The sequence below is a fragment of the Mycobacterium sp. genome (assembly GCF_044370595.1).
Taxonomy (GTDB): domain Bacteria; phylum Actinomycetota; class Actinomycetes; order Mycobacteriales; family Mycobacteriaceae; genus Mycobacterium.
In genome coordinates this window covers 1-5,642 of sequence record NZ_JBILVF010000190.1, presented here as the reverse complement: position 1 = coordinate 5,642, position 5,642 = coordinate 1, and the positions used below count along the sequence as shown (strand labels likewise).

Here is a 5,642-nt window from a genome sequence, read left to right as displayed (position 1 = left end):
GGGGCTGCATCAGCTGAGCCGAGCCCTCAGCCTGGTCGACCCCGGCGCTGAATCCCCGAAGGAGACCTGGCTGCGACTGCTGCTGATCCGCGCAGGGCTGCCGAAACCCACCACCTGAAACCTGGGCGGTCCTTGCCGGCGATCCGCCGCCCGCGCTTCAGCCTCGGCCGCCCAAGCGGCCAGACACGGCCCGGCAGACTGGCATGATCGAGGTATGACCATCGACGCCATCTACACCGCAGAATCCACCGCAACCGGCGGAGGCCGGGACGGCCACGTCAAGTCCTCGGACGGCAAGCTCAACCTCGACACGCGCCCGCCGAAGGAGATGGGCGGCAGCGGGGAGGGTGTCAATCCCGAATTGCTGTTCTCCGCCGGCTACGCGGCCTGCTTCCTGGGGGCGCTGCGGCTGGTCGCCAAAAACAGCGGTGTCACCCTCGACGACGCCACCGCCGTCACGGTTCGGGTCGGGATCGGGAAGGACGACACCAGCTACGGATTGACCAGCGAGATTATCGGCTACCTGCCCGGCTTGGAGAAGGCCCAGGCCGAGGGACTGATGACGCAGGCCAATCAGGTGTGCCCCTACTCGAAGGCGACTCGCGGCAACGTGGAGGCCACCCTGGTGACGAAGGTCTGAGACCGGGCGGCTCAGTCTTTCGGGCGCTCGGGACGATGAGTGCGCTCCCGGTGCAGCGTTTCGCCACGGAAGAACGCCGGTGACTTCACGCTCCAGAAGACCATCAGCAGCACACCGAGACCGATACTGAGCACACCGACGATGAACACTGTCCCCACGCCGGCAAGCGACCCGCCACTGCCGTATTCGGGGCTGATCATTCGGTACGCCTCGAACACACCGACCGGGATGAGGATCAGCGCCGCAATCCCGGGCAGGATGACCTGTCCCAGTGCGGTGCGCCATGAACTCCAAGCGGTGTCCCAGAAGTAGACCACCGAGGAAACCGCGACGACGGTGTAGTACAGCATGATTGAGATACCCACGCTGTAGACGCAGTCCTCGACGATGCTGTCGCTGACCAGACTGAGGCCGCCGTAGATGGCCAACGTCGTCAGGCCGATGAACCAGGTGGTGAATTTCGGCGTCTGCACCGCTTGATCGACGGATGCGAATCGTTCGGGCAGTGCCTTGTAGGTGGCCATCGCCAGCAGACCGCGAACGGTGGACATCACGGTGGACATCGTGGCCGAGAAAGCCGACAGCCCGACGATCACCGCTGCGAGGATCGCGCCGCCCGGCCCGACCACCTCCCGGGCCATGCCAGAGAAGACGTCCTCGAGGTTGCCCTCGTGGGTGAGACTGCCCTCGTCGTTCGCATCTACTCCGGCGTAAGCCAGCGCAGCCACGCCGATGATGATGTAGGTGATCAGGATGATGACGATTGCGGTCACCCCGACCCGGCCGGCCTGCTCGGAGGTGCCGTCGGTCTCCTCTGACATGGAAAGCGCGGCGTCGAAACCCCAGAAGATGAAGACTGCCACCAGGAAACCGCCGACCAGATCGGACAAACTGGAGATGGCGAACGGGTTGAACCAGTCCCATGAGAACGGCTCAACGGAGGCACTGCGCTCCCGGCCGATGACGTTGGCCATCAGGATCGCGGCGAAGATGATCAAGCCGCCGTATTGGATGACCGTCAGGATGATGGTGGTCCGGGATGACTCCTCCGCGCCACGGGCGACCAGCCACGTCGTGATCAGAATGAAAGTCGCGGCGACGAGGAGTTTGAACCACGTTTTCGGCTCCTCCAGACCGAGTCCGACGCTCACGGCGTTGACGATGATTCCCGAGGCCCCGACGCCGGCCAGGATGCTCGACAGCATCAATGCGTAGCCACCTATCCAGCCGATGTGCGGCAAGATCGCCTTGGATCCCCAGGTGAAGACCGTTCCGGAATCCGGTGCTGCGTCGGTGAGATGTTTGTAGGCAAGAGCGACGAAGTACATCGGGATGACCGCGATGATGAAGACGATCGGCAACTGATAGCCCACCATCTGGGCGCCCGGTCCGAGGGCTCCGGTCAGCGAGTAGGCGGGTGCGGTGGCGGCCAACCCAATGGCCACCGCCCCAACCAGGGAGACCGACCCCTTCTTGAGGCCTTTGGGCTTCAGATCGCCCATCGGTGGGTCGACGGGCTCGATGTCCTGGGCCATGGAGCGAATTTTCGCACTCGTCGGGCGATTGCGCGGGCTCTGTGCGGATTCACTGCAAAGATGACGTCAACGCATCGGCCAGGTGTGCACCGGTTGGTTGCTGTGCATCAACTCGCAGTATTGACGAAGCATCTCGGCGAGTGCCCGGGGCCTGTCCAGTCCGCGCTCTTCAAGCCTGTCCACCGTGGCGACCTGCCATACCGCGCCATTGCGGCCGGTCTTGGCCCGCCCCTCGATGACGCCCAGATACCGGTCCCGCACGTCGGCGGCCACCTTCCATCGCCGCAGTCCCTCTTCGGCCTGCGGCAACAGATGGCGCAGCACCAACTCGTCGGGAGTCACTTCACCCAGACCCGGCCAATACAGCCGCGCGGCCATTCCGTTACGGGCCGCTTCGATGAAATTGTCCTGGGCCGCAACAAAACTCATCTTCGTCCATAGCGGTCGCTCATCTTCGGAGATGGTCCGGAGCAGACCGTAGTAGAACGCCGAATTGGCCATCATGTCCACGACGGTCGGTCCGGCCGGAAGTACCCGGTTCTCCACCCGGACGTGGGGTCGGCCGTTCACGACGTCGTAGACCGGCCGGTTCCACCGGTACACGGTGCCGTTGTGCAACCGCAGTTCGGAGAGCTTCGGTGTGCGCCCGGCGGCGAGTTCGGCGGCCGGGTCCTCCTCGGAGAGTTCCGGCAGCAGCGACGGGAAGTAGCGGACGTTCTCCTCGAACAGATCGAAGATGGAGGTGATCCAGCGCTCCCCGAACCACACCCGGGGCCGCACCCCCTGGGATTTCAACTCCTCGGGCCGGGTGTCGGTGGCCTGGGCGAACAACTCGATGCGGGTCTCGGCCCACAACTGGTGGCCGAAGAAGTAGGGGGAGTTGGCGCCCATCGCAAGCTGCGGCGCGGCGATCACCTGGGCGGCGTTCCAGTTATCGGCGAAGGCGGCGGGTTCGACCTGCAGATGCAGTTGCATGCTGGTGCACGCCGACTCCGGTGCGATGGATTCGGCCGGAATACTCAGGTGCTCCGCGCCGTGGATGTCAATCAGGATGTCCTCGCCGCGGGCGGTGAAGATCGAGTCGTTGAGCGCCTGATAACGCAGCGACGGGCTCATCCAACTGCCGGCCAGGTGTTCGGGCATCAAGGTGGGCAGGATCCCGATCATCACGATGTGCGCCCCGTCGGTGCTGGCTTTGGTCTCCGCGGCGTTAAGGCTGGCCCGCACCTCGGATTCGAGTTCGAGTGCGGTGCGGCCGGGCAGCGGTCGCGGCGGAACGTTGAATTCGATGTTGTAGGCGCCTAATTCGGTCTGATACGCCGGGTCGGCAATCGCGGCCAGCACCTCCTGATTGCTCATCGCCGGCTGGTACTCCGCATCGACGAGATTGCACTCGATCTCCATCCCGGTCAGCGGACGGTCGAACTCGAAGCTGGACTCGGCCAGCATGGTTTCGAACACATCCAGGCACAGCTGCACCTTGTGCCGGTACTGCTGGCGGTGCGCCCGGCTGTAACTGCTGTTCTTGACCTCTTCGCCCACGATGTCGATGCAACCTCGTCAACGGCCCCGGCGCAAGGAAATCACCGTTCAGAGCCGACGGGCCACCGCAACCTGCCGGTCGAATGCGGCGGGCCGGATATCGACCTGGACACCGACATGCTCACCAAGTGCGCGCAACGCCGACGGGCTGTAGGCCCGAAGGCAACTGATCAGACCGTCATGGGCAAACGGCCAGACCGGTGCCAGCGGCGCCATCGTCGCCAGCTTGACCAGATGCAGCACCGACGGTGGCCTCGCCAGGTCGATCACCACCAGCGCGGCAGCCACCCGGGTGGCCTCGGCGAGCACCCGGGCCGCCTTCGGCGGCGGCAGATGATGAAAGGACAGCGCGAACACCGCGACGTCGAAGGTCCCGTCCGGGGCGTCGATCGCGGTGGCGTCGATGGTCCGAACGTCCGCGCGCGGGTGCCGGCCGAGATCGGAGGCCGCCATCGCCGCCACAGATCCGGGGTTGACGTCGGAGATGGTGACCCGGGCGGTGGGGTGCTCCTCGAGCAGGACCCGGGACAACGCGCCGTGGCCGGCGCCGAGTTCCAGAATCGTCGGGTCGGCCACCCCGGCGACCTGCTCAAGAACCAGATGAGCGTTGCGCTGGTGTTCCCTGGTCAGCGAGCCCAACCGCTCCAACGTGGTGATCACGCCGAGCTTGACCTGGTCGTCAACGTCGTCGCGATCGAGGTACTCGGGGCGGTTTGTCTGCAGCATCCGGTCCAGCCAGGAGGCGTCGGGTCCGCCCCGCGGCATATCGGCCAGATCGGGAGAATTCGCAGAGCCCATGTAGACCAGCATGGACGGTGGCAGACTCCGTGGACAGTTTGTCCTCCCATGACACGCACCGAGGAGCACCGTGGCTGACTTCGTCGCTTCAATCGATCAGGGCACGACAAGTACCCGCTGCATGATCTTCGACCACAACGGTCTGGAGGTTGGCCGCAGTCAACTTGAGCACAAACAGATCCTGCCCCGGGCCGGCTGGGTCGAGCACAACCCGACGGAAATCTGGGGCAGCACCCAGACTGTGGTGACCTCAGCGCTGAACAACACCAACCTGTGCGCCTCCGACATCGCCGCGCTGGGCATCACCAACCAGCGTGAGACCACCATCGTCTGGAATCGCAACACCGGCCAGCCGTATCACAACGCGATCGTCTGGCAGGACACCCGCACCGACCAGATCGCCGCGGCACTGGACCGAGACGGCCGCGGCGATGTGATCCGGCGCAAGGCCGGTCTGCCGCCGGCCACCTACTTCTCCGGCGGGAAACTGCAGTGGCTGCTGGAGAACGTCCCCGGGCTGAGGGAGGACGCCGAAGCCGGTGAGGCGCTGTTCGGCACCCCGGATGTCTGGGTGCTGTGGAATATGACCGGCGGCACCAACGGTGGGGTGCACGTCACCGACCCAACCAACGCCAGCCGGACCATGCTGATGGATCTGGAGACACTGGACTGGGACGACGAACTGCTGGGGTTCTTCGGGATTCCACGGGCGATGCTGCCGGCGATCCGACCGTCGTCCTCGCCGCAGCCCTACGGCATGACCCGTGCCGACGGCCCGATGATCGGCGAGGTCCCGGTAACGGCCAGCCTCGGCGATCAGCAGGCCGCGATGGTGGGGCAGGTCTGCCTGAAACCGGGCGAAGCCAAGAACACCTACGGCACCGGTAACTTCCTGCTGCTCAACACCGGTGAGAAGATCGTGCGCAGCACCAACGGACTGCTGACGACGGTGTGCTACCAATTCGGGGACGCCAAACCCATTTACGCCCTTGAGGGTTCAATCGCGGTGACCGGCTCGGCAGTGCAGTGGCTGCGCGATCAGTTGGGCATTATCGGCGGCGCCGCGGACAGCGAGGCGCTGGCTTCGCAGGTCGAGGACAACGGCGGCATCTACTTCGTGCCGGCGT

Annotated in this window: 5 protein-coding genes and 1 pseudogene; 3 read left to right on the top strand and 3 right to left on the bottom strand. The window is 65.0% G+C overall.

Annotated features, from left to right (window positions below):
* Positions 1 to 115: pseudogene (locus ADBZ5N_RS17030) on the top strand (hypothetical protein); the annotation flags it as partial.
* A 99-nt stretch (positions 116 to 214) separates the two neighbouring features.
* Complete coding sequence (locus ADBZ5N_RS17025) at positions 215 to 640, top strand: organic hydroperoxide resistance protein (RefSeq protein WP_526259456.1); 426 nt, start codon at positions 215 to 217, stop codon at positions 638 to 640.
* 11 nt (positions 641 to 651) lie between these two features.
* On the opposite strand, the gene ADBZ5N_RS17020 is transcribed toward ADBZ5N_RS17025, so the two are convergent.
* The 3 genes from ADBZ5N_RS17020 to ADBZ5N_RS17010 form a co-directional block, all read right to left on the bottom strand.
* Positions 652 to 2,175: an amino acid permease gene (locus tag ADBZ5N_RS17020; RefSeq protein WP_526259454.1), complete on the bottom strand. Its 1,524-nt coding sequence runs from the start codon at positions 2,173 to 2,175 to the stop codon at positions 652 to 654.
* A gap of 66 nt (positions 2,176 to 2,241) precedes the next feature.
* Entirely contained in the window at positions 2,242 to 3,717 is a 1,476-nt protein-coding gene (locus tag ADBZ5N_RS17015) for a glutamate-cysteine ligase family protein (protein ID WP_526259452.1), read from the bottom strand.
* A gap of 48 nt (positions 3,718 to 3,765) precedes the next feature.
* Positions 3,766 to 4,524, bottom strand: a complete 759-nt coding sequence (locus ADBZ5N_RS17010; RefSeq protein WP_526259460.1) for a class I SAM-dependent methyltransferase — start codon at positions 4,522 to 4,524, stop codon at positions 3,766 to 3,768.
* A gap of 112 nt (positions 4,525 to 4,636) precedes the next feature.
* Between ADBZ5N_RS17010 and ADBZ5N_RS17005 the strand changes: the two genes are divergently transcribed.
* Positions 4,637 to 5,642 (top strand): FGGY family carbohydrate kinase (locus ADBZ5N_RS17005; protein WP_526259458.1); only part of this gene is annotated, 1,006 nt, incomplete at its 3' end.

What these genes read in the sequence shown, in the direction of transcription:
- ADBZ5N_RS17025 (WP_526259456.1), top strand. Translation starts at nt 215, where the DNA reads ATGACCATCGACGCCATCTACACCGCAGAATCCACCGCAACCGGCGGA.
- ADBZ5N_RS17020 (WP_526259454.1), bottom strand. Translation starts at nt 2,175, where the DNA reads ATGGCCCAGGACATCGAGCCCGTCGACCCACCGATGGGCGATCTGAAG.